General features: G+C 61.9%; 20 protein-coding genes. 9 read left to right on the top strand and 11 right to left on the bottom strand.

The features are described 5' to 3' along the window. Nucleotides 1–46 precede the first annotated feature (46 nt). Entirely contained in the window at nucleotides 47–1,024 is a 978-nt protein-coding gene (locus ACM5SV_RS29820) for a threonine ammonia-lyase (protein ID WP_128407970.1), read from the bottom strand. Between the two features lie 89 nt (nucleotides 1,025–1,113). Here ACM5SV_RS29820 and ACM5SV_RS29815 point away from each other — a divergent pair, with 89 nt between their 5' ends. After that, nucleotides 1,114–1,575, top strand: a complete 462-nt coding sequence (locus ACM5SV_RS29815; RefSeq protein WP_012756270.1) for an Lrp/AsnC family transcriptional regulator — start codon at nucleotides 1,114–1,116, stop codon at nucleotides 1,573–1,575. A 169-nt stretch (nucleotides 1,576–1,744) separates the two neighbouring features. Here the strand turns inward: ACM5SV_RS29815 and ACM5SV_RS29810 are convergent, their stop codons facing one another. Next, on the bottom strand, nucleotides 1,745–2,311 hold the full coding sequence (locus tag ACM5SV_RS29810) for a DUF6101 family protein (RefSeq protein WP_003556960.1): 567 nt from the start codon (nucleotides 2,309–2,311) through the stop codon (nucleotides 1,745–1,747). Between the two features lie 300 nt (nucleotides 2,312–2,611). Here ACM5SV_RS29810 and ACM5SV_RS29805 point away from each other — a divergent pair, with 300 nt between their 5' ends. Then, nucleotides 2,612–5,947: a DUF1217 domain-containing protein gene (locus tag ACM5SV_RS29805; RefSeq protein WP_012756271.1), complete on the top strand. Its 3,336-nt coding sequence runs from the start codon at nucleotides 2,612–2,614 to the stop codon at nucleotides 5,945–5,947. Between the two features lie 50 nt (nucleotides 5,948–5,997). Here ACM5SV_RS29805 and ACM5SV_RS29800 read toward each other — a convergent pair whose 3' ends face one another. From ACM5SV_RS29800 to ACM5SV_RS29790, 3 genes are all read right to left on the bottom strand, one after another. Continuing rightward, the gene (locus ACM5SV_RS29800; protein WP_012756272.1) at nucleotides 5,998–7,425 is read right to left on the bottom strand and encodes an FAD-binding oxidoreductase; all 1,428 of its coding nucleotides are present in this window, start codon (nucleotides 7,423–7,425) and stop codon (nucleotides 5,998–6,000) included. A 131-nt stretch (nucleotides 7,426–7,556) separates the two neighbouring features. Further along, nucleotides 7,557–8,531, bottom strand: coding sequence for an L-threonylcarbamoyladenylate synthase (locus ACM5SV_RS29795; RefSeq protein ID WP_017993123.1), 975 nt, complete (start codon nucleotides 8,529–8,531; stop codon nucleotides 7,557–7,559). Nucleotides 8,532–8,589: 58 nt separating this feature from the next. Then, nucleotides 8,590–9,198: a DUF6656 family protein gene (locus ACM5SV_RS29790; RefSeq protein WP_003556968.1), complete on the bottom strand. Its 609-nt coding sequence runs from the start codon at nucleotides 9,196–9,198 to the stop codon at nucleotides 8,590–8,592. A 47-nt stretch (nucleotides 9,199–9,245) separates the two neighbouring features. Between ACM5SV_RS29790 and ACM5SV_RS29785 the strand changes: the two genes are divergently transcribed. The 3 genes from ACM5SV_RS29785 (at nucleotide 9,246) to ACM5SV_RS29775 (ending at nucleotide 11,596) form a co-directional block, all read left to right on the top strand. Further along, a complete protein-coding gene (locus ACM5SV_RS29785) occupies nucleotides 9,246–9,518 on the top strand; it encodes a hypothetical protein (RefSeq protein WP_017993125.1) in 273 nt (90 codons plus the stop codon). Nucleotides 9,519–9,616: 98 nt separating this feature from the next. After that, nucleotides 9,617–10,861, top strand: coding sequence for an aromatic ring-hydroxylating oxygenase subunit alpha (locus ACM5SV_RS29780; RefSeq protein ID WP_012756275.1), 1,245 nt, complete (start codon nucleotides 9,617–9,619; stop codon nucleotides 10,859–10,861). A 243-nt stretch (nucleotides 10,862–11,104) separates the two neighbouring features. Next, nucleotides 11,105–11,596: a BA14K family protein gene (locus tag ACM5SV_RS29775; protein WP_222015610.1), complete on the top strand. Its 492-nt coding sequence runs from the start codon at nucleotides 11,105–11,107 to the stop codon at nucleotides 11,594–11,596. Between the two features lie 232 nt (nucleotides 11,597–11,828). Here the strand turns inward: ACM5SV_RS29775 and ACM5SV_RS29770 are convergent, their stop codons facing one another. Then, a complete protein-coding gene (locus ACM5SV_RS29770) occupies nucleotides 11,829–12,824 on the bottom strand; it encodes a transporter (RefSeq protein WP_113545797.1) in 996 nt (331 codons plus the stop codon). A gap of 210 nt (nucleotides 12,825–13,034) precedes the next feature. On the opposite strand from ACM5SV_RS29770, the gene ACM5SV_RS29765 reads away from it, so the two are divergent. Both ACM5SV_RS29765 and ACM5SV_RS29760 read left to right on the top strand, forming a co-directional pair. Continuing rightward, on the top strand, nucleotides 13,035–14,813 hold the full coding sequence (locus ACM5SV_RS29765) for an acyl-CoA dehydrogenase (RefSeq protein ID WP_113545798.1): 1,779 nt from the start codon (nucleotides 13,035–13,037) through the stop codon (nucleotides 14,811–14,813). Nucleotides 14,814–14,822: 9 nt separating this feature from the next. Beyond that, on the top strand, nucleotides 14,823–15,578 hold the full coding sequence (locus ACM5SV_RS29760) for a crotonase/enoyl-CoA hydratase family protein (RefSeq protein ID WP_017993129.1): 756 nt from the start codon (nucleotides 14,823–14,825) through the stop codon (nucleotides 15,576–15,578). A gap of 60 nt (nucleotides 15,579–15,638) precedes the next feature. On the opposite strand, the gene ACM5SV_RS29755 is transcribed toward ACM5SV_RS29760, so the two are convergent. From ACM5SV_RS29755 to ACM5SV_RS29745, 3 genes are read right to left on the bottom strand one after another with little or no spacing between them, the layout of a single operon-like run. Next, complete coding sequence (locus ACM5SV_RS29755) at nucleotides 15,639–16,649, bottom strand: MBL fold metallo-hydrolase (protein ID WP_222015608.1); 1,011 nt, start codon at nucleotides 16,647–16,649, stop codon at nucleotides 15,639–15,641. Between the two features lie 2 nt (nucleotides 16,650–16,651). Beyond that, nucleotides 16,652–17,902: a class I SAM-dependent RNA methyltransferase gene (locus tag ACM5SV_RS29750; protein ID WP_419425466.1), complete on the bottom strand. Its 1,251-nt coding sequence runs from the start codon at nucleotides 17,900–17,902 to the stop codon at nucleotides 16,652–16,654. After that, nucleotides 17,899–18,684, bottom strand: a complete 786-nt coding sequence (locus ACM5SV_RS29745; RefSeq protein ID WP_245460724.1) for a TlyA family RNA methyltransferase — start codon at nucleotides 18,682–18,684, stop codon at nucleotides 17,899–17,901. Before ACM5SV_RS29745 ends, ACM5SV_RS29750 begins: the two co-directional genes overlap by 4 nt. A gap of 93 nt (nucleotides 18,685–18,777) precedes the next feature. Between ACM5SV_RS29745 and ACM5SV_RS29740 the strand changes: the two genes are divergently transcribed. After that, nucleotides 18,778–19,776: a DUF4424 domain-containing protein gene (locus tag ACM5SV_RS29740; protein WP_017993133.1), complete on the top strand. Its 999-nt coding sequence runs from the start codon at nucleotides 18,778–18,780 to the stop codon at nucleotides 19,774–19,776. Between the two features lie 219 nt (nucleotides 19,777–19,995). After that, entirely contained in the window at nucleotides 19,996–21,930 is a 1,935-nt protein-coding gene (locus ACM5SV_RS29735) for a methyl-accepting chemotaxis protein (protein WP_222015606.1), read from the top strand. A gap of 264 nt (nucleotides 21,931–22,194) precedes the next feature. Here ACM5SV_RS29735 and dxs read toward each other — a convergent pair whose 3' ends face one another. After that, nucleotides 22,195–24,111, bottom strand: a complete 1,917-nt coding sequence (gene dxs / locus ACM5SV_RS29730) for a 1-deoxy-D-xylulose-5-phosphate synthase (RefSeq protein ID WP_221970890.1) — start codon at nucleotides 24,109–24,111, stop codon at nucleotides 22,195–22,197. A gap of 244 nt (nucleotides 24,112–24,355) precedes the next feature. Then, entirely contained in the window at nucleotides 24,356–25,279 is a 924-nt protein-coding gene (locus ACM5SV_RS29725; protein ID WP_222015605.1) for a pirin family protein, read from the bottom strand. Nucleotides 25,280–25,398 lie beyond the last annotated feature (119 nt).

Genomic DNA, 25,398 nt, shown 5'->3' with positions numbered 1-25,398 from the left:
GGGACGAACCGGGCGCGGGCGCCTGTCCCCAGATAGGAGGATTGGTCTAGCAGGCATTCGTGTTGTGCTTTATGGCAGATGGAAGCCATGCCTTGATCTGTTGATCCGTGAGGTTAGCACCACACAACATAGTCGCTACACGGCAGCCTTTCAGGGCAGATGCCTGCTCAAGAATAGCAGCGAGCCCGGCTGCTCCGGCTGGTTCGACGAGACGCTTCCATGTGTCATGAGCAAATCGCATTGCATCGAGAAGCTGATCGTCATCCACGAGAACGACGTCATCGATCGTGTCTTTAAGCCAGCCGACGGCCGACGGGACGGGAATCCGCACAGCAATTCCATCGGCAATCGTGCGTGCCTCCGGCGTTGAGATCACGTCACCCGCATTGTAGGACAGTGCCATGCAAGGTGCGCCCTTTGCGGCGACTGCGACGACCCTTGTTCGCGGTGATCGTGATTTGAACCAGCATCCTATTCCGGCCGCCAGAGCACCGTTGCCGAGCGGTATGAAAACGGCGTCGATATCTTCGACCTCTTCAGTCAGCTCCGCCGCAATCGTTCCTGCTCCTTCGGCAATGGCTGCGCTCGCTCCATCCTCGACGAACTGCAGCTTCCGTTCGGCGGCGTAGATTTTGGCGGCCTCCTTTGCAGCGTCAAAATCTTCTCCGGCGAGAAAGACTTCTGCCCCAAACCGGCGCATGGCTTCGATCTTCAACGGATTGGCGTTGATACTGGCGAACACGACCAGAGATCGCCCATGCCGCGCGGCATTGTAAGCAAGCCCCTGGCCGAAATTCCCGGCTGATGCCGTGACCAGAGGAGTTCTGTCTCCAACGACGTCGGCGAGAAAATACCCCGTCCCGCGCCCCTTGAAGCTGCGGATGGGATTTTCCGTTTCGTCCTTGGCGACGAGTGACAGCGCGAGCCTATCGGCACGCAACAAGTTGGTGTTCAGGAAAATCGGATCGATTTTTTTGCGTGCATCGTCGATTTTGGCGGCTGAAAGAGGTGTTTGTTTTGTCATGGGCAGATGATAGGAATTTTCGGCGCGGAAAAACCGCGCTCGTGACAAATTTATAGCGGAATTTCTGCTTATGGGCTTGGTTATACGCTGTGGATGATATTGATCGAACTATTCTGTCGATGCTGCAGGAGAATGCCGACATTCCCGGCAAGGTCATTGCTGACGCGGTCAATCTCTCACCTTCGGCCGTCGAACGGCGGATCAGCAAACTGAAGCAGGATGGGATCATCGAGAGGATCGTTGCGGTGGTCAGTCCGAAAGCCGTCGATCGCACACTGTCCGTTCTGGTTGAGCTTGAAATCCAGAACGAACATCGACACACGCTGGAGCAATTCCAGCGGTGGTTGGACCATGCGCCTGAAGTTCAGTCATGCTGGTATGTCACCGGCGACATGGACTATGTCCTGCTCGTGGCCGTCCGCAATCTTGAGGAATATAATATCTTCATTGAGCGGCTTATGGGCGAGCAACAGGCGCTCGTGCGAAAATACAAGAGCCTGATCGCACTCAAAACGGTCAAGCACGGATTGGGACTTTCCGTCCTTGAATGAGGGGATTTTTACTGGCTACGCAGTGATCCTGTCAAAATTCATCCCGCGGTGCCGATTGAGATTGAAGCGACAGTTTGCGGCCGAGTTCGACAGCGTCGCAAAACGGGCATTCCGCGACAGATGAGTGCGCAGAATGCCCGCCAATGAGCGTCCGGTGTCGCGATTTCGGTCAGTTGCGGGCGATGATTTCCTTGCCCTCGATCTTCATGGCGACGCCCAGCCGGCCGGTGGTGCGGCGCACGAGGAAGCGCGGACGGCGATTGGCGAAGTAGGAATGACGGCGGCGCGGCTTGAGATCGCTGGTGCGTAAGGCGCCGATGTGGTCTTCGAGCGGCCGGGCAACGCCGTCGGCCTCGACCATCAGCATCGGAATGCGGAAGGCTTCCGACCAACTGCGCCAGTCGGCGGCGATATCGCTGAGATCATGGGCGACGAGCAGCGGAATGCAGAGCTCCGGATCGGTGTGGTGAAGCTCCAGCGTCACGGTGACTTCGCCGTCGCCATGGTCGATGGCGCGGGCGGCGACACCTTTGAAGACGCGCTTGGGCAGCGCAATCGAGAGCGGCAGGCCGCTGGAGGGGAGGACCTTGCGCAGGACCGCGCCGCGTTCGTCTATGGTGATATTGACGTCATCCGAACAATCATGGATGGCGTAGCTGACCTGTTGGGGAAAGCGGGACGGATCGAGACGTAACGTCGTGCCAGCCCAAGCGGGCTTCATAACGGGATTGTTCATTTCATTCTACCCTTGTCTTACCTGAGAGCCGATTTCCGGTCTTCTCCTTGGGACTTTTCGTCCTCTATGGCCGACAATAGGCAGCCGCCCTTCCGTACAGCTTAAAAATTGCGGTTAAGAAAACTTTGCCTCCTCTGATGGTTATCAAAACCGAATCCGGCAGGGTTTCCGGAAGGTGAACGGTGTGGTGTGCTGGAACGATGCATCCGGAGGTAAGCCTCAGGTAAGCTTTCCGTGGCAAAATGTGCTCACCAGCATTTCGTCGTTCTTTTAGAGATTTTGCCAAAAAGGGCGCTTTTCATGATCACGGCTTCCCTCGCTTACACGATCCTGTCGCGGGATATGACGTCGAGCCTCAACAAGGTTGCGTCGCAGGCGACGGTCAAGAAGGATGCCCAATATTACGCCGACCATATCAACAAGGTCACATCCGTCGACGACTTCCTCGGCGACTACAAGCTCTACAGCTATGCGATGAAGGCCTATGGCCTCGAGGACATGACCTACGCCAAGGCCTTCATGAAGAAGGTGCTCGAGAGCGATCTCACCGATCCCAACAGCTACGCCAACAAGCTTTCCGATACACGCTACCGCGAGTTCGCCGCCGCCTTCAATTTCAACGAGCCGGCCAAGGACGTGCAGACGGACGCTCAGGAGGACGATCTCATCGGCCTCTACAAACAGTCCTTCATCGATGCCGACAAAGCCGCCAGCGCCGAGAGCAGCTATTACGGCACGGCGATCGACGGCGTGACGACCGTCGACGATCTGGTCAACAACACGCGGCTGCGCACCTATGTGCTGAAGACCTTCAAGATCGATCCGACCTATGCGTCGAAGGATTTTCTGCGGCAGGTGCTGACAAGCGATCTCAGTGACCCCACCAGCGTCGTCAATACGCAGGGCGGCGACAAGTACAAGGCGCTTGCCGCCCAGTTCGGTTTCAACGCCGACGGCACCGTCAACGGCACGGCGCAGACCGCTGCGCAGAAGGCCTCGGTCATCGAGACCTACACCCTGAATTCCCAGTCTGTCATCATCGACAATTCGGTCGGCTCGGATGTCTACTATGTCGGCAAGACGGCGGCAGACTACAACAAGGCCTATTACACGGCGAAGATCGGCACGATCACCAATGTCGACGATCTGGTCGCCGACAAGCGCCTGACATCCTACATCACGACGGCCTACAGCATGGGCGCCGACTTCACCGCCGCAGCACTGCGCACGGTGCTGACCGACCCCGGTTATGCCCAGCTGATGGGCTTTACCAATGTCTACAATGCTTTCAACTTCAAGGCTGACGGGTCGACCTCCAGCACGGCGCGCGTCCAGACGGTCGATCAGGCAAACAGTCTGCAGGCGGCCGCATCGGGCACGAAGAACTATTATACCGTCACCTCGCAGTCGAGCGGCATCACCAATGTCGACGCCCTGCTGGCTGACAATGTGCTGGCCCGCTACATTAAGGATGCCTATGGTCTCGGCACGAGTTTCAGCAATGCCGACCTGAAGAGCATCCTGACCGATTCGACCTATGCCGCGGCCCAGGGCCATGCCGATCTCAATGCCGACTTCAACTTCCAGGCGGATGGCTCGATCAACGGTTCCGTGATTCAGACTGCGGCGCAGCGGAAATCGACCACCGACAAGTCGGCGGCGAACGCAGCGCACTTCAACAGCATGATCGGCAATGTCACCAATGTCGATGACATCATGTCCGATGCTGTTGCGGTCAGCTATATCAGAAACAGCATGCAGATCGCCGATAGCGTCTCCGATGCGACGTTGAGGACTTTCCTCGTCGACCGTACGGCTGCCAGCGCCCAGGGCTACAGCGACGTTCACGATCTCTTCAATTTCAAATCGGATGGTTCGGTCCCGACCCTTTACGCCTCGCAAAGTGCGACGCAAAGTGCCAGCACCACCAGCAAGGCCAGCGATGCGGCGGTCTATTACCAGGCAACCATCGCCGGCATCTCAAACGTTGATCAGTTGCTGGCGGACCAGAAGCTGAACAATTTCGTCCGCAACGCCTTCGGCATCCCGTCGACCGTCACCGACGTCGCTCTTCGCAATATCCTGACCGATCAGAGCGGTACCGGCACCTATGCCGATGTCGCCGGCGCCTTCAACTTCAAGGCGGACGGCACGCTCGAAGACGGCTTGCAGGCGCAGACGGCCACCCAGATCAGCAGCACGAAATTTGCCGCCGAAGCGCGCACGGACGACTATTCCGCGCGGATGGCGACGATCGCCAATGTCGATGATCTGCTCGCCGATTCCGCCATCACCAATTTCCTGAAGAGCACCTACAATCTGCCTTTCGATATCTCGGACGCCGATCTGAAGAGCATCCTGACCGATGCGACGGCCGCTGCCGCCGCCGGCCATGCCGATCTCAATGCCGACTTCAACTTCGCTGCCGACGGATCGCTTCCTGTCGTCAGCTCGGTCCAGACGGCCGACCAGGCACAGACCACCAACGACAATTACGCGGCGCGTTATGACGACGAGCGCGACGAGGCGCTCGACGAGGTCGCATCCAACTACCAGAAGCTTATGGCCGACAGCAGCAGCCTGCTGAATTTCTCCGACGTCAAGAGTGTCAATGATTTCCTGCGCAGCAATTCGGCCGCCGATTTCAGCAAGAGCAATGACAATCTGCCGGATCTCTACCATGTGGCGCTGCAGGCCTTTGGCCTGACCGACCAGGACGTCCCGCGCTCGATGATGCGCAAGGTCCTGACGAGCGATGCCTATGATCCGGATGGTTATATCGCCTCGCTCAAGGATGAACGCATCACCAACCTTGCCCGCGCCTTCAACTTCGGCCCCGACGGCAAGGCGGCGTCACCTTTCCAGGCGCTTCCCGATGCGACCCTGGCCAAATACGCCACCGACTATAAGTCGCATATCACCATGCTGATGAAGGATGGACCGGTAAAGGACAAGGCAGCAAAGGATGCGACGGCCGAGGTCGACTATTTCGCCAAGGGCATGGCAAAGGTGAAGTCGCTCGACGATTTCCTGGATGACAGCCGCCTGACCGACCTGGTGCTGAAGGCGAACAACCTTGACCCCAAGGATTACGACAAGGCCACGCTGAAGAAGATCTTCACCTCCGATCCTGACGACAAGAAGAGCTACCTCAACACCAAGGCCGATGCGCGTTTCCAGGATATCGTCGCCGCCTTCAACTTCGACAAGGACGGCAATCTGACCCGCGCCAAGATCGGCACGATCCAGAACAAGGCGGCCGAGGAGCACACCCAGGAACTCTACGTCCAGCAGACGATGGAAGCCCAGCAAGGCGAAAGCAACGACGGCGTCCGCCTGGCGCTCTATTTCGCCCGCAAAGCCCCGAGCATCACCTCGATCTATTCGATCCTCGGCGACAAGGCGCTCTATCAGGTCATCACGACAGCCTACAACCTGCCGTCGCAGATATCGGGCATGGACGTCACCAAGCAGCGCGATCTCCTCAGCCGCTTCGTCAAGCTCGAGGATCTCCAGGATCCGAAGAAGGTCGACAAGCTGCTGCGCCGATTCACCGCGATGTACGACGTCCAGAACGCTGCCCAGCAGTCGCCGGCGCTGATGATCCTGACCGGCGGCGGCACGCAGCAAAGCTGATCGCCCCAACCTGCTGCACGCAGCAGGTTTGATCGCTCTGACCGTCAACCTCACGGATCGAGGCTGACAACCTTTCCCGGGTTCATGATATTGGCGGGGTCGAAGGCGCGCTTGATGCGGCGCATCAGCTCGATTTCAATCGTTGGACGGATCGCCGCCAGTTCATCCCGCTTCAGCTGGCCGATGCCGTGCTCGGCCGAGATCGAGCCGCCATGCGCCAACACCAGCCCATGTACGATGTGGTTCATCTCGCGCCAGCGAGCGATGAAGGCGGCCTTGTCGGCGCCGAGCGGCTGGGAAATATTGTAATGAATATTGCCGTCGCCCATATGGCCGAAGGCGCAGATGCGGGCGCCCGGCATCGCCGCCATGACCGCTTCTTCGGCCTCGGCCATGAAATGCGGGATCCTCGACACCGGCACGGAAACATCGTGCTTGATCGACCCACCTTCCGGCTTCTGGGCATCCGACATGCTTTCTCGCATGTGCCAGATCGCCTTCTGCTGCGCTACCGATGCGGCGATTGCGGCATCCAGCACCAGCCCGGCCTCGAAACCCTGTTCCAGCACCCCGTTCATCATCCGCTCCGCCGTCTCGGCCGAATCCGACGTCGAAATGTCGATCAGCACATACCAGGGATAGGCCGTTTCCAGCGGATCGCGCACGCCGTCGATGTGGCGTGTGGTGATCTCGACCCCGAAACGCGGCATCAGCTCGAAACCGGTCAGCGAGGCGCCGCAGAGGCTGGAGGCCAGGTTGAAGAGGGCAAGCGCATCCGTCACCGAATTCAAGCCGGCGAAGGCCACCTGATGGCCGAGCGGCTGGGGAAAGAGCTTGAGCACCGCGCCGGTGATGATGCCGAGCGTGCCCTCGGCGCCGATGAAGAGATCGCGCAGGTCGTAACCGGTATTGTCCTTTTTCAGGCGGCGTAAACCGTCCCAGATCTCGCCGGTCGGCAACACCACTTCGAGGCCCAGGCAGAGCTGGCGCATATTGCCATAGGCAAGCACGGCCGTACCGCCGGCATTGGTGGAAAGGTTGCCGCCGATGCGGCAAGAACCCTCCGAGCCGAGCGACAGCGGGAAAAGCCGCCCATGCGCCTCGGCTGCCTTCTGCACCTCGGCCAGGATGGCGCCGCCATCGGCCACCAGCACGTTCGCCACCGGATCGACATCTCGGATCTTGTTCATCCGCTCGAGCGACAGGATGATATCGGACTTGCCCTGACGCGGCGTCTGGCCGCCGACGAGGCCGGTATTGCCGGTCTGCGGCACGATCGCCGTTCCGGTCTCCGTCGCAAGCTTCATGATATCAGAGACCTCCTCGACCGAGCCGGGCTTCAGGAGGAGCGGGGAGGAGCCGTGATAAAGCCCGCGGTTTTCGATCAGATGCGGTGCAAGATCGGCCTCGCTACGCAGCGCGTATTTTTCGCCGACGATGGCAGCGAAGCGATCGAGGAGTTCGGTGGAAATGCTCATTCGGGCTCGGTCCTCCATCGTCATCTACAGCGCCGCGCGTCTTTTCAGACGCGCTTAGGACGCTGTAGCACTTTGAATTGCTGCATAATTCCTAAATCGATTCCGATTTAGGAATTATGCAGCAGGTCTTTTCAGTCGCGGGGTGCAGCTGCCCGCTGCAGCCGGTCGTTGATCGCCTCGCCCAGCCCCTCCTCGGGAATCGGCGAAAAGGCGATGCTCTGGGCGCCGCTGGCATCGGCCCGCTTCATGTAGTCGAAAAGGTTGGCCGCCGCCTCTGCCAGATCGCCGCGCGGGCTGAGATCAAGCACGATCCGTGCACTCTCCGCGCCGGAGACCGCAGCACTGCCGAAGGCAATCAGTGCCTCACCGGGTTCTACCGCCGTCGCATTGAGACGCACGGAAGCACCTGGCGCATAATGCGAGGCGAGCATGCCTGGCGCCTCGATCGCCGCCGATGCCGTTCTCGCCCGCAGCAGCGGTTGGCCTGCGACGCGCTCGATCTCGCGCGCCGCCAGTCCACCCGGGCGAAGCAGCCTCAGCCGGCCGCCCTCTGCCTTGACGATCGTCGATTCGACGCCGACGGCGCTTGGGCCCGCATCGAGGATCAATGGGATTCTTGCCCCGAGATCGGCTTCGACATGGGCGGCACTCGTGGCGCTGACCCCGCCTGAGGTGTTGGCGCTGGGGGCTGCGAGCGGCCGTCCGAAGGCGCCTATCAACGCGCCTGCGAAACCCTTCGGCACACGGATGCCGACGCTGTCGAGCCCGGCGGTCGCCAGCGAATGGATCGAACTCAGAGGCTTCAGCGGCAGTACCAGGGTCAGCGGCCCGGGCCAGAAGGCTCTGGCGAGCGCCCGTGAGACCGGGTCGAATTCGGCATGCTCTTCGGCCATGGCGAGGTCGGCCATATGGCAGATCAGCGGATTGAAGCGCGGCCGTCCTTTTGTCTCGTAGATGCGGGTGATGGCTGCAGGATTTGTGGCGTCGGCCGCCAGGCCGTAGACGGTCTCTGTCGGGATGGCGATGGCAAAGCCGTCGGCAAGGGCGGCGGAGGCCGCCTCCAGCGCTGCCTGCCTGTCTGCCGTGATATCGATCGTGCGTGCCATGTCCTGCCCGTGTTAGTCTTGGCAGTCATTAGGCTTTCCGCCGCCCGCGATCAATCGCTTAAAGCTGCCGGATGATTTCGCGCAGCTGTTCGTTGCGGGCGCCGAGCAAGAGGATGTTGCGGATCGCTGCCTGCGGATCATGGGTGCGGAAGAGCAGGCCGTTGCCGCGCACCGACCGGTCGATGGTCATCTTTTCGGCGGAGTTTTCGCCGGGTTTGATCGCGACGGCGAAATACATGCGGGAATAACCGACATCGATGCGCTCGAAGAAATTATCGTTCTCGCCGATGTCGGAATAGAAATTGGAGATGTAGAAGGCCCAGCTGACCTCTTCGTAATGGGCGAATTTCGTCCGCGCGGCGGTGACGTGGCAATAGCCGAGATGCGGGCTGTCCTCCAGCGTCCGGTGAAAGATCATCTTCGGAAACTGGATCGAGTGGTGAAAGCCGTTGATGTGCTGATGCGTCTTTTCGCCGGCCACCTGCAGCTTGCGGCCGGTCTTTGCCGCGACCTCATCATGGGTGAAATAGCGTTTTTCCTCGGCCAGCCAGTGCCGCCTCTCGCGGGGGATGCGGCCGGTGCGCAAAAACTCGGAATGCGCGGCAATCAGCTGCGGCTCTTGCAGTTTACCTGCTTCTTTCGCGTCGAAATAACGGAGTTTGGCCATGGTTCGCGTTCTTCGGTCGGTCTGAATCAGCAGCAGGATAGGACCGTATGCTTAAGGCGATGTTAAAAAACGGCCGCGGCAGCCGGATGCCTGAGGGGCAAATGCCGGCAGGTGTCGCAAACGCGACTGATATCGATATCAGGCAGCCGACCTCTTTGCGGAGCGGGTCTTTACGCCATGTCGCAATTGACGATAATTGCCCGGAGAGTCGGGCGATGTCATCGACGGGGATGGGCAGCCTTAAGCCTTGCCGCATCCTGTCGTCAATTTCGAAGCCGATGTCGCATTACAACCAAGCGGCAGGCAAGCTCGGTGCTTAAATGACGCCATGAACAATTCTCCCGAAGGAGAAGGAAGCGGGCGCGCTTCCGCCGGCCTTCCCACTCGAAGGCGGCACCGGGTGCACGAGGACATGAAGATGGATATTCGCAGCAACGTTTTGCGTCAGCTCAAGAGCCGCCGTGAGGGCTTCAGCCTCGAACAGCCGTTCTATATCGACGAGGATTATTTCCAGCTCGACATGGAGATGATCTATTATCGCGATTGGCTGTTCATCGGCCATGATTGCGAGCTGCCGAAGCCGGGCGCTTATTTCACCGTTCAGATCGGCAGCTATCCTGTCGTCATCGTCCGCGGCCGCGACAATGTCATCCGCGCCTTCCACAATAGCTGCCGCCATCGCGGCTCGCGCGTCTGCACCAAGGAGCACGGCTCCTCCGTGCGTCTCGTCTGTCCCTATCATCAATGGACCTATGATCTCGAAGGCAAGCTCGCCTTTGCTCGCCACATGGGCGATGATTTCGACAAGACCGGCTTCAACCTGAAGCCCGTCCATTGCGAGATCGTTGCAGGCTATGTCTTCATCTGCCTTGCCAACACCGCCCCGGATTTCCAGCCGGTGCGCGACAAGATCGAACCCTATGTCGCGCCGCACCGGATCAGTGAGAGCAAGGTCGCCTTCCAGAGCACGATTATCGAGAAGGGCAACTGGAAGCTTGTCTGGGAAAATAACCGCGAGTGCTATCACTGCGCCGCCAATCATCCCGAGCTCTGCCGCACCTATCCCGAAGCCCCGAGCGTCACCGGCACGGATGGCGGCGCCGACGATCCCGAGATCGCCGGCCATTGGGCGCGCTGCGAGGCCGCCGGCCTGCCGAGCAAGTTCCAGATTTCGCCGGACGGCCAGTTCCGCACCGCCCGCATGCCGCTGATCGAGGATGCCGAGAGCTACACCATGTCGGGCAAGCGCGCCGTCCAGCGCCAGCTCTCCGACGATATTTCGATCAGCCATATCGGCGCCATGCTGCTCTTCCACTACCCGACGACGTGGAACCACCTGCTCGGTGACCACGCCATCTCCTTCCGCGTGCTGCCGCTCAGCGCCAACGAGACAGCGGTGACGACCAAGTGGCTCGTCCACAAGGATGCCGTCGAAGGCGTGGATTATAATCTCGAAGAACTGACCCACGTCTGGACCGAGACCAACGATCAGGATCGCCGCATCGTCGAGGAAAACGCCTTCGGCATTCACTCGCCCGCCTATGAACCCGGCCCCTATTCCGCCTTGCACGAGGGCGGCGTCATGCAGTTCCTCGAATGGTATTCGAACTTCATGGTCAACCGTCTGCAGGGCGACCAGGCGAAAATCTCCGCCGTTGCCTGATCTCGCTAAAGCATTCGCGCAAAGACGTGCAGCGGTTTTGCGGCAGCGACATCGGAAAACTAGGACCTAAGGTGTGGCAGCGAATCTGAAAGATCGCGACGCGCTTTAGCTGCGCCGGTTAATCTCCGGTTCAGTTCAGGTTGTTTAAAAGGGAGAGCAGCCGGCCCCGGGCCGCTTTCGGAACCATTCCGGCGCGAAAGCGTTGCTAGGCAGGCGGTTATCGCTGTTGAATGGGAGAGAAGAATGTTCGGTTTGAGTAACAAGATCGCGACCGCAGTTCTGGCGGCCGCCGTGGTGCTGACGGGCTTTGCGCCGTCGCAGGCAATCCAGATGCCCACCGCCCCGCAGGTGGAAAAATCCTCCGCCGTCGAGAACGTGCAGTACCGCCGCTATTATCGCCCCGGTTACCGTCCTGGCTACCGTCCTGGCTACCGGCCTGGCTATCGTCCCGGCGCCTATTACCGGCCCGGTTATTACGGCGGCTATCGCGGCTATTCCTATTACCGCCCGGGATACCGCCGTTATAACGGCTACTGGTATCCGCTCGCCGCCTTCGGCGCCGGCGCGGTGATCGGCGGCGCTATCGTCGCGCAGCCGCGTTACGTCGAGCCTGCGCCCCGCATGGGTTCGAGCCACGTCGCCTGGTGCGCCAACCGCTACCGGTCCTATCGCGCCTACGACAACACCTTCCAGCCCTATAACGGCCCGCGCCAGCAGTGCTATTCGCCGTATTGATAAACGTGCTGTTCTCAAGAAACGTCTGCCCCTCACCCTAACCCTCTCCCCGTAAAAACGGGGAGAGGGGACGTGCCCCGCGAGAGGTTGGTGGGAACGGAGATGAGGCGGCACATCCCCTTCTCCCCGCGCGCGGGGGTCCGAAGGACGGGTCGAGACCCGTGGCTCGACCCCGGTGGTGGCGGCAGCCGGATGAGGGGCTGCGCGCCCTCAGAATGCCGGAAATTTCACCTCAAAGAATATCCACCCGCCGCAGCAGCCACCAGGCAAAGGCAATGGAAGCGACGATAAGGGCGACGGCGTATTCCGTGCCGTAATTGCCGACGGCGAAGGGCAGGTTTGCGGTGTTCATGCCGAAGAAGCCGGTCACCAGCGTCGGCGGCAGCAGGAAGGCCGTCATGATCGACAGCAGATAGAGGTGGCGGTTGGTTTCGGAGGATTGTTTCGAATCGATTTCTTCGTGCAGCAGGCGTGCCCGGTCCTGCAGCGCATAGATATCGTGGTCGACCGTTTCCAGCCGGCTCGTCAGCCGCCGCGCCACGTCGTCGAAGCCGAAGGGCATCTCGTCGTCGTCGGCCGCCGCCGCCCGGCGCATCAGCGCCAGCACGGTGCGCAGATGCCGATGCAGCCTGACCACGGTGCGCCGCACCGGCGCCAGGCGTCGGCGTTCATCGCGCTGCGCGCTGTCGTAGACGATATCCTCGATCTGGTTCAGCTCCTCGGTGAGCTCGATGACGATCGCGATCAGCGTGCGCTGGAACTCGATCACCAGCAGTTCGAAGAGATCGACCGGCCGGGAAAATTTGCCCGGATTCTTCTCGATCAGCGCCCGCGCCCGCTCGACGCTGCGCAGCGGCTGCAGCCTTGTGGTGATGAGGAAGCGGTCGGACATGGCGAAATGCAGCCAGCCGAGATTGTTGGTATCCTCGGCGAAATCGCGCTGACAGTCGACGAGCGTGCCATAGAGCATCTGCTCGTCGACGGTGATGGCCGCATGCGTGTCGCGCGTCGTCAGCGCCGATTTCGCGTCCTCCGTCAGCCCCTCCAGCGTATCGAGCAGGGCCGGCACACGGGCGTCGACAAGGTTGAGATGCAGCCAATAGAAACAATTGTCGGCGGTCAGTTCCGCCACCGTCGCACTGTTGTTCAGTCGCACCGCGGTCTTTTCTTCGGGCGAGAAGCGATAGCCCCAGACGAAACCGGGTATGTTGACGGGCAATGTGTCCATTGTTCGCCGGTCCTTTGCGAAGGCGATGTCTTCCCTTAGAGATTGTTCATGACGTCCATTTGTCCAAAGGTGCAAGAGCAAAGCACCATCTCAGGCGAATTATCGCATGGCGCCTAAGGGAAATCGAAATTGACGTTTACGTAAAAATCAATTAGCCCTTGCCTCGGAGGAGCTTTGCCGCGCGCGAGGCCGGTCTGCGGAGGAAAAACCATGTACAAGGCGCCCGTCGAGGAAATAGCGTTCACGTTGAAGCACGTAGCGGGCATGGGCGAGGCGATTTCAAAAGGGCTGCTCGGCGATCTCGGCGAAGATCTGGTCGACGCCATCCTCGCCGAAGCGGGACGTTTTGCCACAGAGGAAGTGGCGCCTCTCGCCGAAATCGGCGACCGCCAGGGCGCCCGCCTGATCGATGGCGAGGTCCGGCTGCCGGATGGCTGGCGCGATCTCTATCGCCATTGGATCGCCGGCGGCTGGAACGGCCTGACGGCGCCGGAGGCCTTCGGCGGCCAGGCCTTGCCGCATATGCTGAATGTCGCAGCACTCGAAATGTGGAATTCCGGTTCCATGGCCTTTGCGCTCGCTCCGACCCTGACGATGGGCGCCATCGAGGCGGTCAGCTCCCATGGCAGTGCTGCGCTGAAAGACACATATCTGGAGAAGATGGTCTCCGGCGAATGGACCGGCACCATGAACCTGACGGAGCCGCATGCCGGCTCCGATCTCGGCGTGCTGAAAGCCCGCGCCGAGCGCCGCGATGACGGCAGCTACCGCCTGTTCGGCCAGAAGATTTTCATCACCTGGGGTGAGCATGACGCGGCCGACAACATCATCCATCTGGTGCTCGCCCGCCTGCCGGATGCGCCGGCCGGCACACGCGGCATCTCGCTCTTCCTGGTGCCGAAATTCCTGGTGAACGACGACGGCTCGCTTGGGCCCCGCAATGATCTGTTCTGCCATTCGCTGGAGCACAAGCTCGGCATCCATGGCTCGCCGACCTGCACGATGATCTACGGCGACGGAAAATTCGGCAGTGAAAAGGGCGCTGTGGGATGGCTGGTCGGCGAGGAGAACAAGGGGCTGGCCTGCATGTTCACGATGATGAACAATGCCCGCCTTGCCGTCGGCATGCAGGGCGTGGCGATCGCGGAGGCCGCCACCCAGAAGGCGCTCGCCTATGCCAGGGAACGCACCCAGGGCAGGGCACCGCGTTCAGGCAGTGCCGGCATGAGCCCGATCGTCGAACATCCCGATGTCGCCCGCATGCTCCTCACCATGAAGGCGCTGACGCAAGGGGCGCGCGCCATCTCCTATGTCTGCGCCCATGCGATCGACATGTCGCACCGGGCAGGTGACTCCAGCCGCCACTGGCAGGAGCGCGCCGCCCTTTTGACGCCGATTGCCAAATCCTTTTCGACGGATGCCGGCGTCGACGTCGCCTCGCTCGGCATCCAGGTGCATGGCGGCATGGGTTTCATCGAGGAGACGGGTGCGGCGCGTTATCTCCGCGATGCCCGCATCGCCCCGATCTACGAGGGTACCAACGGCATCCAGGCGATCGACCTCGTCACCCGCAAGCTGCCGCTCTCCGGCGGCGATCAGGTGAAGGGCTTCATCGCCGAGCTTAGAGAGATCGCCGACGACGTCCGCCGCTCCAATCTCGATCGTTTCGGCGAGACCGCTGTCAGGCTCGACGCGGCGATCGTCGATCTCGAACAGGCGACCGCCTGGCTGATGAAGACGCTTGCCGAGAACAGCACCGCCGAGGCGCTCTCGGGTGCCACCCCCTATCAGCGCCTGTTCGGGCTGGTGCTCACCGGCTGTTATCTTGCCAAGGGTGGTCTCGCCGAGGCAGCCGATGGGGCAGGTGAAAACCGCATCGCGCTCTGCCGCTTCGCCGCCGAAAACCTGCTTGCCGAGACCGCAGCCCTGCGCGACCGCGTCGTCAATGGCGCGGCAAGCCTTGCTGCCGCCCGCATCCTGCTTGCCTGAGGAGACCTTATGACCGATCACATCATCGTCGAGCAGCCTTCTGCCTATCCCGGTGTCCAGCTGATCCGCTTCAATCGGCCGGAAAAGAAGAATGCGATCACCCGCGCCATGTACCGCATAATGGCCGATGCGCTGAATGCGGCCAATGCCGATCCCGGCATCCGCGCCACCGCTTTGCTCGGCACCGAAGGTTGCTTCTCGGCCGGTAACGACCTGAACGATTTTCTTGCTGCCGCGATGGGCGGCCGCGGCCTGGAGCAGGAAATCCTCGATTTCCTCTATGCGCTGGTGAATGCCGAAAAACCCGTCGTCTCGGGCGTCGACGGCCTGGCGATCGGCATCGGCACGACGATCCATCTCCATTGCGACCTGACCATCGCCTCCAGCCGCAGCCAGTTCCGCACACCCTTCGTCGATCTGGCGCTGGTGCCGGAGGCCGGTTCCAGCCTCGTCGCGCCGCGGCTGATGGGTCATCAGCGCGCCTTCGCCCTGCTGGCGGCCGGCGAAGCATTTTCGGCCGAGGAGGCGAGGGAAGCGGGCCTGGTCTGGAAGATCGTTGAACCTGGCGAGGTCGATTATCTGACTTTGGCTACGGCTGCAAAGCTCGCGGCCAAGCCGCCGGAAGCGCTGCGCATTGCCCGCGATCTCATCCGTGGCGATCGTGGCGAGATCATCGCCCGCATCGACGAGGAGGCCCGCTATTTCTCCGCGCGGCTGAAAAGTGCCGAGGCGCGGGCCGCCTTCGAAGCCTTCATGCGTCGCTGAGCGCCGCCTGGCATCGCTTCGCGGCGATCGACACCAACACCAGGAGCAAACGGATAGCGATTAGACCGCCGGCACATTGAATACCTCGCCGGCCCTGAGCGGCCGGAACCGTTCCGGGGGGATCTCGTGCTCGCTCATGGCGTCTTGCAACGCTCTTGCCGGCGCATCGACCGCTTCATTTGTCAGTTGGAAGGTGGCGAAGTGATGCCCGGCCACATAGGCCGCATTTGCCAACTTCATCCCGGCCACCGCCTCCTGCGGATTCTGGTGCTGCCCTTTCATGAACCATCGCGGCTCATAGGCGCCGAAGGGTAAAATGGCCAAACGAAAGCCGCCATGTTTCTGCTGTGCCGCTTTGTAATTGATGCCGTCGTGAAAGCCCGTATCTCCGACGTGATAAATTTTTCCGGCTGGAGTCGATAAAACGAACGACGCCCAGAGTGCCATCCGCCGATCGGCGGTTCCGCGAGCGGACCAATGGTGCGCAGGCTCCGCATCAATGCTTATTCCGGCGTGCGAAATGCGCTCGCCCCAGTCCACCGACGTCGTCTGCATATTGGGCACGGCGCGGCGAATGATCGTGTCATTGCCGAGTGGCGTCACGACACGCGGCCGATGCTTCGCACCCAACCGCCTGAGCGTTGCGATATCGAGATGATCATAATGATTGTGCGATACCAGCACGAGATCAATTGGCGGCAGATCATCGAAGGCGATGCCCGGTTGGACGACGCGCCTGGGTCCGGCAAAAGCGAAGGGACTCGCGCGCTCTGACCACACCGGGTCGGTGAGGATATTGAGCCCAGCGACCTGCACGAGCATTGTTGCATGACCAACCATGGTCACCCTTAGATCCTCGCCGTCTACGCGTGGATCCGGCTTGGCCGCCGGGTATGGACTTGGGACCGACTGCGGCCAGCGCTCACGTCCACCGCCGAATTGCCACCGCAGCAGATCACGGAAACCAAGGGGCTCAATACCTTCGGGATTGAAGAAATGTGTGCCGTCGAAGTGATCGGACACGGGGCCGTTATAGTAGGGGTTGCGTCTTTTGGTCTTTCCGACAGGCACGCCTATTTCTCCAGCGTCGCCACCACCTCGACATGCGAGGTCCAGAGGAACTGGTCGATCGGCGTCACCCCGGTAATGCGGTAACCGCCCTCGACGAGGATCGCGAGATCCCGCGCCAGCGTCAGCGGATTGCAGCTGACGGCCACGATCTTCTTCACGCCGGAGCGCGCGAGCTCCTGGCACTGGAACTCGGCACCGGCGCGCGGCGGGTCGAAGACGACGGCGTCATAGGGCTTGAACTCCGGCGTCATCAAAGGACGGCGAAAGAGATCGCGCTTTTCGATGGTAACCGGCTTCAGCCCTTGTGTGTTGCGCGCGGCATGATCGAGTGCTGCGAGCGCCTTTGCCTCGGCTTCGACGGCGTGCACGCGGCCGATCCGCGCCAGCCGCAGCGAAAACGTGCCGGAGCCGGCAAAGAGATCGGCGATCCGCTTCGACTTGCCGGCATGGGCTATGACCAGCTCCGCCATCGCCTCTTCCGCCGGCTTCGTCGCCTGGGTAAAGCCGCCTGGCGGCGGTGAAACCTGGACGCCGCCGAATTCGACCATCGGCTTCGACGGTTCGACGAGGATTTCGCCGTTCAGCGAAACACGGGCGATGCCGCGCAGGCTGAGCGCGGTCTCGATTGCCTTGCGCCGCTGCGGGTCGGAGAGTTTCTTCACGTCGTCGACGGAGATGTCCAGGCCGGAAAGCGTTTCGAGCACGGCGACGCGGAAGGGTTCGGCACTGGTCGCCAGCGATGCAGCAATCGCCCTGATCGCCGGCAGCCGGGCGATGATCCCTGCCGACGAGATCGGACATTCCTCGATGGCGACGATATGGTGGCTTTCGGCCTGGTTGAATCCGACCAGCATGTCCTTCTCGGTCTTTCGCGCCGCAAACACCACCCGCCGGCGTTCGCCCGGCCGGGCCGGAACGATCTCGCCGACCTCTGATGTCAGTCCCTTCGATTTCAGCGCGTCGATGACCAGTTGGCGCTTGAAGGCGCGGTAGGGCGCATCTGCCATATGTTGCAGCGTGCAGCCGCCGCAAGTGCCGTTGACGCCATCCGGACCGAAATGCCGGCAGGGCGGCTCCTGCCGGTCGGGCGAGGGCGTGGTGATCGACATGATCGTGCCCTGGCTCTTGACCCGGGCAATCGCCACCGTTTCCCCGGGCAGGGAAAAGGGCACATAAACAGGCCCGCCGGCGCTGCTGGCGATGCCGTCGCCCTGGGCGCCGAGCTTCTCGATCGTGACGGTTTCGGTGCTCACGGTTTCAATCCTGCCAGAAGGAATTCTTGATTGCCGTCGCCGCCGGAAATCGGGGAGGGGATGAGGCCGAGGCTTTTCCAGCCCATGTCCTCGACGAACCAGCGCTCCAGTTCCGCCGCGACGGCGGGAGCAGACGAGGGGTCCTTCAGCATCCCGCCCTTGCCGATCGCCTCGCGCCCGGCCTCGAACTGCGGCTTGACCAGCAGCACGGCGACGGCGCCCGGTTCGGCGATCTCAAGTGCCGGCGCAAGCGCCAGCCTCAGCGTGATGAAGGAGACGTCGGAAACGATGAATGTCGCGGGATGGCCGATATCCCCTGCCGTCAGGTTGCGGGCGTTGAGGCCTTCCCTGTTCGTCACCCGTGGATCGCTTGATATGCGCGGATGCATCTGCCCATGACCGACATCGATCGCGGTGACATGCGCAGCGCCCCGCTGCAGCAGCACCTCGGTGAAGCCGCCGGTGGAGGCACCGACATCGAGACAGTGATGGCCGGCAGGATCGAGCCGGAAATGGTCGAGTGCTGCGGCAAGCTTCAGTGCGGCGCGCGAGACATAGTCCTGCGCCGGATCGTCGATCTCGATGGCCGCGTCCGCGCCAAACAGCGCGCCGGCCTTCGTAACCACCTGGCCGCCGATCCTGACGGTGCCGCGCTGCACGGCGTCGCGGGCGCGCGAGCGGCTGGCAAAGAGGCCGAGAGAGACGAGAAGCTGGTCGAGACGTTGGGTGTTTTGATCTGACATCGGCTGTGCATGACCGGCAAAGCCGCCGGTTGCAAGCATTTTGTTCCCAAGACCGTCATTGACGCTCAAAAGCTTTCGGCGATAATCCTCCCGCGGCGATCGCGGGGCGTGCCGCAGACACGGGGGTGTTCCATGCTGAAGCTCTTCACTCTTCTTGTCGCGGCGGGGATCGCATCGCCCGCGCTCGCGAACGACACTATGGCCGAGGTCAAGACCGGCGGGCTGATCTTTGCCCAATCCGACGATGTCAGCATGGCGGAAGAGGATCTCTTCATCTCCGCTTCGGAAGTGCGTGTCGACTACGTCTTCGAGAACAGCTCCGACAAGGATGTCGAAAGCCTGGTCGCATTTCCGATGCCTGACATATCAGGTCAGGTCGACAACAATTCCGCCATCTCCGATTATGACAGCGATAATTTCCTGCATTTTTCCACCGTGCAGGACGGCAGCCCGATCACCGCCAAGCTGCAGCAGCGCGTCGTCTCGCTCGGCATCGACGTGACTGACGAGTTCACCAAGCAGGGCATTCCCGTCCTGCCCTATAGCCAGAAGACGACCAAGGCGCTTGCCAAGCTCCCCGAAACCGTCCGCAAGGACTGGATCGCCCGCGGCCTCGTCTATCCCATGGGCGCCGGCGATGCCGCCGGGGCCGATCTCGTGCCGCTCTGGACGCTGCGCTCGACCTATTGGTGGCGCACCACCTTCCCGGCAAAGAAGAAAGTCAGCGTCGCGCACCGTTACAAGCCGGCCGTCGGCGGCACCGTCGCCATCAGCTTTCTCGAAGGTGGCGAGCCGAAGGGTGAGCGCTTCGAGGAATATTCCCGCAAATACTGCCTCGACGGAGATTTCGTCAGGGTTGCCCAGCAGCGTGCGCGGGAAGCCGAGGCCGGAGGTGCCAACTATACCGAAAGCTGGATCTCCTATGTGCTGTCGACCGGCGCCAACTGGGCGGGGCCGATCAAGCGCTTCCAGCTGACGATCGACAAGGGCAAGCCCGGCAGCCTCATCAGCTTCTGCGGCAGCAATGTTCAGAAGATCGGCCCGACCACCTTCCGGATGACGGCCCAGGATTTCGATCCCGCAAAGGATTTCGACATCCTGATCCTCAATCCTCCAGAAACGGCACAATAATCCGTAGGCCCGGCCGCTGTTGCGGTGCACAAATTTAAACAAATTTAAAGCCTGGCCATATAGGTTCAGCGTGATTGTAGCGGTTCATCCAAGCCGCTCGGCGCCATGAAGGCGCAAGCGTTTCCACGCCGATCATGTTCTCAAGTTCAAACATTCCGGCGGTTGCGTCTCGTGCGACCTGCCTTTCGCCGCGTCGACTGTCGTCAGGAGAAATCACCGATGTCCGCCAAAAACATATCCTTGAACGGTAAACTTGCGGCCACGTTCGCAGCCCTCATTCTCATTTTCGTCGCCATTTCCGCTTTCGTTTATTCCAAGGCGACGGCGTCCGCGGCCGCTTCTGCTGAGCAAGAAAAGTCCGAGCTGCTCGTCAACCAGATCGACGATGCGCTGCAGGCAATGCTGGAGCAGGCCGTCAACCTGCGTGGCTTCATCCTCTTCCGCAGCGACAGCACCTATGGCGATGTCTTCACCAACCGCGAGCGCATGCTGAAGGCGATTGCCGCTGCCAAGCAGACGGCCGCCGGCGAGCCGCAGCTGGTCGAGATGATCGACGGCATGCAGAAGGCCGCCGACCTCTATTTCCACGAACTTGCCGAGCCGCAGACCAAGGCTCGCAAGGAAACCGACATGCCGATCGAAGAGGTCGTCAAGATCGGCGTCAACGCCACCAAGGGCCAGCTCGACGGGTTCCGCCAGGCCTCAGCCAAGATCAAGGCCACCGCGCGTGAAAAGTCGAACGCGCTCGCCGAGATCCGCGCCGATGCCAACAGCGATCTGAAGACGACGCTGCTTGCCGGCGGCATCCTCGCCTCGCTTGCCGCTGCCGTTCTCGCCTGGCTGATGTCGCGCACCATCGTCCGCCCGGTCGTCGGCATGACTGCGGCCATGGATCGCCTCGCCGGCGGTCAGAACGACATCGAGGTTCCCGCGACCGACCGCGGCGACGAAATCGGCCGCATGGCTCAATCCGTCCTGGTCTTCAAGCAGGCGGCGATCGAGAAGCTGCGTCTTGCCGGCGAGACCGACCGCATGCGCGACGACGCCGAACGCCAGCGCCGGGCAGGCGACGAGCAGAAGGCGCGCGAGGAAGGCGAGATCCGCTATGCAATCGACGCTCTGGCGGGCGGCCTTGCCGAGCTTGCCAATGGCGATATGGCCGGGCGTCTCCAGACGCCGTTCGCGTCGCAATATGACAGCCTGCGCAATGACTTCAACCATGCTGTCGAAAAGCTGCAGGCAGCACTGCAATCGGTCGGCCGCAACGCTTCGGCGATCAATGCCGGCGCCGGCGAAATCCGCTCGGCCGCCGACGATCTTGCCCACCGCACCGAGCAGCAGGCTGCCGCCGTCGAACAGACCGCAGCAGCGCTTGAGGAAGTGACAACAACCGTCCGCGACAGCGCCAAGCGCGCCGAGGATGTCGGCAATCTCGTCGAGCGCGCCCGCCTCGGCGCTGAAAAGTCAGGCGAGGTCGTCCGCAAGGCCGTCTCCGCCATGCAGCAGATCGAGAAGTCCTCGGGCGAAATTTCCAACATCATCGGCGTCATCGACGACATCGCCTTCCAGACCAACCTTTTGGCTCTGAACGCCGGCGTCGAAGCCGCCCGTGCCGGTGATGCCGGCAAGGGCTTTGCCGTCGTCGCCCAGGAAGTGCGCGAGCTCGCTCAGCGCTCGGCTAAGGCCGCCAAGGAGATCAAGGCGCTGATCACCACCTCGGGCGAACAAGTCGTTGCCGGCGTCGGCCTCGTCGGCGAGACCGGCAAGGCGCTGGAGGTCATCGTCTCCGAGGTGCAGGAGATCAACCACCACGTCAGCGCCATCGTCACTGCCACGCGCGAACAGTCGATCGGCCTGCAGGAGATCAACACCGCCGTCAACAACATGGACCAGGGCACGCAGCAGAACGCCGCCATGGTCGAGGAGCAGACCGCGGCAAGCCATGCGCTCGCCCAGGAGGCAAACGCTCTCGAAGAATTGCTGCGCCAGTTCAAGCTCGGCCAGGCGGCCCCGGCGCCGCGCGCAAGCGTTGCCGGCACGAGCTCCCGGCCGGTCGCCTCCCCGGCCCACGCCCTGACCCGCACCGTCGCCAAGGCCTTCGGCGGAAGACAGGCGAGTGCTGCGGCCGTGAAGGAAGACTGGACGGAGTTCTGAGAGAGCGCCCTTCTTGGGGACGTTAAATGAAGAGGGCGGTGCAGTGATGCGCCGCCTTTCTTGTTGGGCTGAGCGGCATGAGTGGGAGCAGGTGGCTGCCCCTCACCCTAACCCTCTCCCCGTAAACGGGGCGAGGGGACTTGCCCTGCAAGACGTTGGCGAGGGACAGAGAGGTCGCGGCATATTCCCTTCGCCCCGTTTACGGGGAGAAGGTGCCGGCAGGCGGATGAGGGGCCATCACACGGCACCACCCTCGCAATTCACCTATCCCGCAACCCCAACCGCAACGCCGCGCCCCAGCGCCCTGAACACCGTCGAGACGATGCCGGCGCGGTCGAGGCCGGCGTGGGCGTTCATGGCTTCGGGCTTGGCCTGTTCCATCCAGATGTCGGGCATCACAAGCGAGCGCAACTTCAGGCCGTTGTCGAGCAGGCCTTCGGTGGCGAGGAAGTGCATCACGTGGCTGCCGAAGCCGCCGATCGAGCCTTCCTCGACGGTGATCACGATCTCATGGTGGCGGGCAAGCTGGCGGATCAGATCACGGTCGAGCGGCTTGGCGAAACGCGCATCGGCGACCGTCGTCGAAAGCCCGGCGGCATCGAGATCCTCGGCGGCCAGCAGACAATCGGCAAGCCGGGTGCCGAAGGAGAGCAGCGCCACCTTGGTGCCTTCCTTGACGATGCGGCCCTTGCCGATCTGCAGGATTTCGCCGCGCGCCGGCATGTCGACGCCGACGCCTTCACCGCGCGGATAGCGGAACGAGATCGGTCCGCCATCATAGGCGACGGCCGTGCGCACCATGTGCTTGAGTTCGGCCTCGTCGGCCGCCGCCATCACCACGAAGCCGGGCAGGGTGGTGAGGAAGGCGGTGTCGAAGGAGCCGGCATGGGTCGGCCCGTCGGCGCCGACGAAGCCGGCACGGTCGATCGGGAAACGTACCGGCAAGCCCTGGATCGCCACATCGTGCACGACCTGGTCGTAGGCGCGCTGCAGGAAGGTGGAATAGAGGGCCGCGAACGGCTTGTAGCCTTCCGCTGCCAGGCCGGCGGCGAAGGTCACAGCATGCTGTTCGGCAATACCGACGTCGAAACAGCGCGACGGATAGGCCTCGGCGAGCTTGTCGAGGCCGGTGCCGTTTGGCATGGCGGCGGTGATGCCGACGATCTTGTCGTCGAGGGCGGCTTCCTGCACCAGCGCTTCGGCAAAGACGCTGGTATAGCTCGGCGCATTCGGCTTCACCCTTGCCTGGGCGCCGGTGATGACGTCGAATTTGTTGACGCCGTGATATTTATCGGCCGCGGCTTCCGCCGGCGGATAGCCCTTGCCCTTCTGGGTAACGACATGGATCAGCACCGGTCCGCGCCCATTGTCGCGCACGTTGCGCAACACGGGCAGCAGGTGGTCGAAGGAATGCCCGTCGATCGGGCCGATATGATAAAAGCCCATCTCCTCGAACATCGTGCCGCCGGTGACGTAGCCGCGCGCATGCTCGACGGCGCGGGTGATCGCCCGGTCGATATTCTTGCCGAGATAGGCCGTCAGCTTCTTGCCGAAGTCACGAAAGCCCATATAGGTGCGCCCCGAGGCAAGGCGCGCGAGATAGGCGCTCATGGCGCCCGTCGGCGGCGCGATCGACATGTCGTTGTCGTTGAGGATGACGATCAGGCGCGCATCGAGTGCGCCGGCATTGTTCAGCGCCTCATAGGCCATGCCGGCCGACATCGCCCCGTCGCCGATGACGGCGATGACGCGGCGGTCTGATTTGTCGAGGTCGGCGGCAATCGCCATGCCGAGGCCGGCCGAGATCGAGGTCGAGGAATGCGCCGCGCCGAAGGGATCATATTCGCTTTCCGCCCGGCGGGTGAAGCCGGACAGCCCGTCTTCCTGGCGCAGCGTCCGGATGCGGTCACGCCGGCCGGTGAGAATCTTGTGCGGATAACATTGATGGCCGACATCGAAGATCAGCCGATCATCAGGTGTGTCGAAGACGCTGTGGATGGCGATCGTCAATTCGACGACGCCGAGACCGGCGCCCAGATGGCCGCCGGTGCGCGACACCGCATCGATCATTTCGTCCCGGACTTCGCGGGCAAGCTGCGGCAGGTCGCGATCCTCGAGCTTGCGCAGGTCGGCGGGATAGATGACCTGGTCGAGCAGGGGGGTCTTCGGCAGTTGTGTCACGGGCGGGCGCTCTTTCTTGCTTTTCCTTGTTCCGCTTTATTCGATTAGATTGCGGCAAAACAAGTGCATTTCAGGAACCGAAGGTTTTTACCTTAGAGCATGATGCCGAAAAGTGTGAGCGGTTTTCGGATAACATCATGCTCCCACTGTTAAAGCATGGTGCCGAAAAGTGTGAGCGGTTTTCGGCGGAGATCCAGCTCTATTTCTCGATCCGATCCGGAGGATTCGGATCATCGGGATCCATTTAGCCTTCCGGCAAAGGCACGAATTCCTCTTCATCACCCGGAACGATATCGAAGCGGCCGGTGCGCCATTCCTCCTTGGCCTGTTCGATCCGCTCCTTCGAGGAGGAGACGAAATTCCACCAGATATAACGTTTCGAATTGAGCGCCGCGCCCCCGAAGAGCATCAGGTGACAGCCATCGCGGCCGGCTTCCAGCGTGATCGCATCGCCCGGCCGGAAGACCAGCAGCTGGTCGGCGGCAAAACGATCGCCTGATATGACGACCTCGCCCGACAACACATAGACGGCGCGCTCCTCATGCGCAGCGCCGAAGGGAAATTTGGCGCCGGCCTGCAGGTCGAGATCGACATAGAGCGTGTCGGAGAAAACGCCGACCGGCGATGTCATGCCTTCGAACGAACCGATGACCACACGGCCGCGCACGCCTGCCGTCTCGATCAGCGGCATGGCGGATTTTTCCGTATGGGCGAAGGCGGGATCGATCTCCTCCTTGTCGTCGGGCAGCGCCAGCCAGGTCTGCAGCCCCGACATCAGCAGCGGATGGCCACGCAGATTGTCGGGCGTGCGCTCGGAATGGACGATGCCGCGGCCGGCCGTCATCAGGTTGATATCGCCGGGACGGATGACCTTTTCGGTGCCGAGGCTGTCGCGATGGCGGATCTCGCCGTCAAACAGATAGGTGACCGTCGACAGCCCGATATGCGGATGCGGCTTGACGTCGAGCGCCTCGTCCGGCTTCAGGATCGCCGGGCCCATCCGGTCGAAGAAGATGAACGGCCCGACGAGCCGCCGCTGCCGGCTCGGCAGAGCGCGGCGCACCTGGAAACCGCCGATATCGCTGGTGCGCGGGATGATCAGGTTCTCGATCGCATCGCAGGCGAAAGCATCGCCGGGCAGGGGGTCTTTACCGGGAAAGAAGGACATGGGGATCTCCGATCGCTGCAGTGCCGAGCGTCATTGACCACAGATAGCGCCTGGAGCGCCGCGCGTCCAATCGGACGCACAAAGGACGCTCCAGCACTTGAAAGCGCGCGGCGTGTCCA

Origin of the sequence: Rhizobium sp. CRRU65 (assembly GCF_048551595.1) — a bacterium.
GTDB lineage: Bacteria > Pseudomonadota > Alphaproteobacteria > Rhizobiales > Rhizobiaceae > Rhizobium > Rhizobium leguminosarum_J.
Note: the sequence above shows the minus strand (reverse complement) of the source record. Positions and strands in the feature narration are given on the sequence as shown.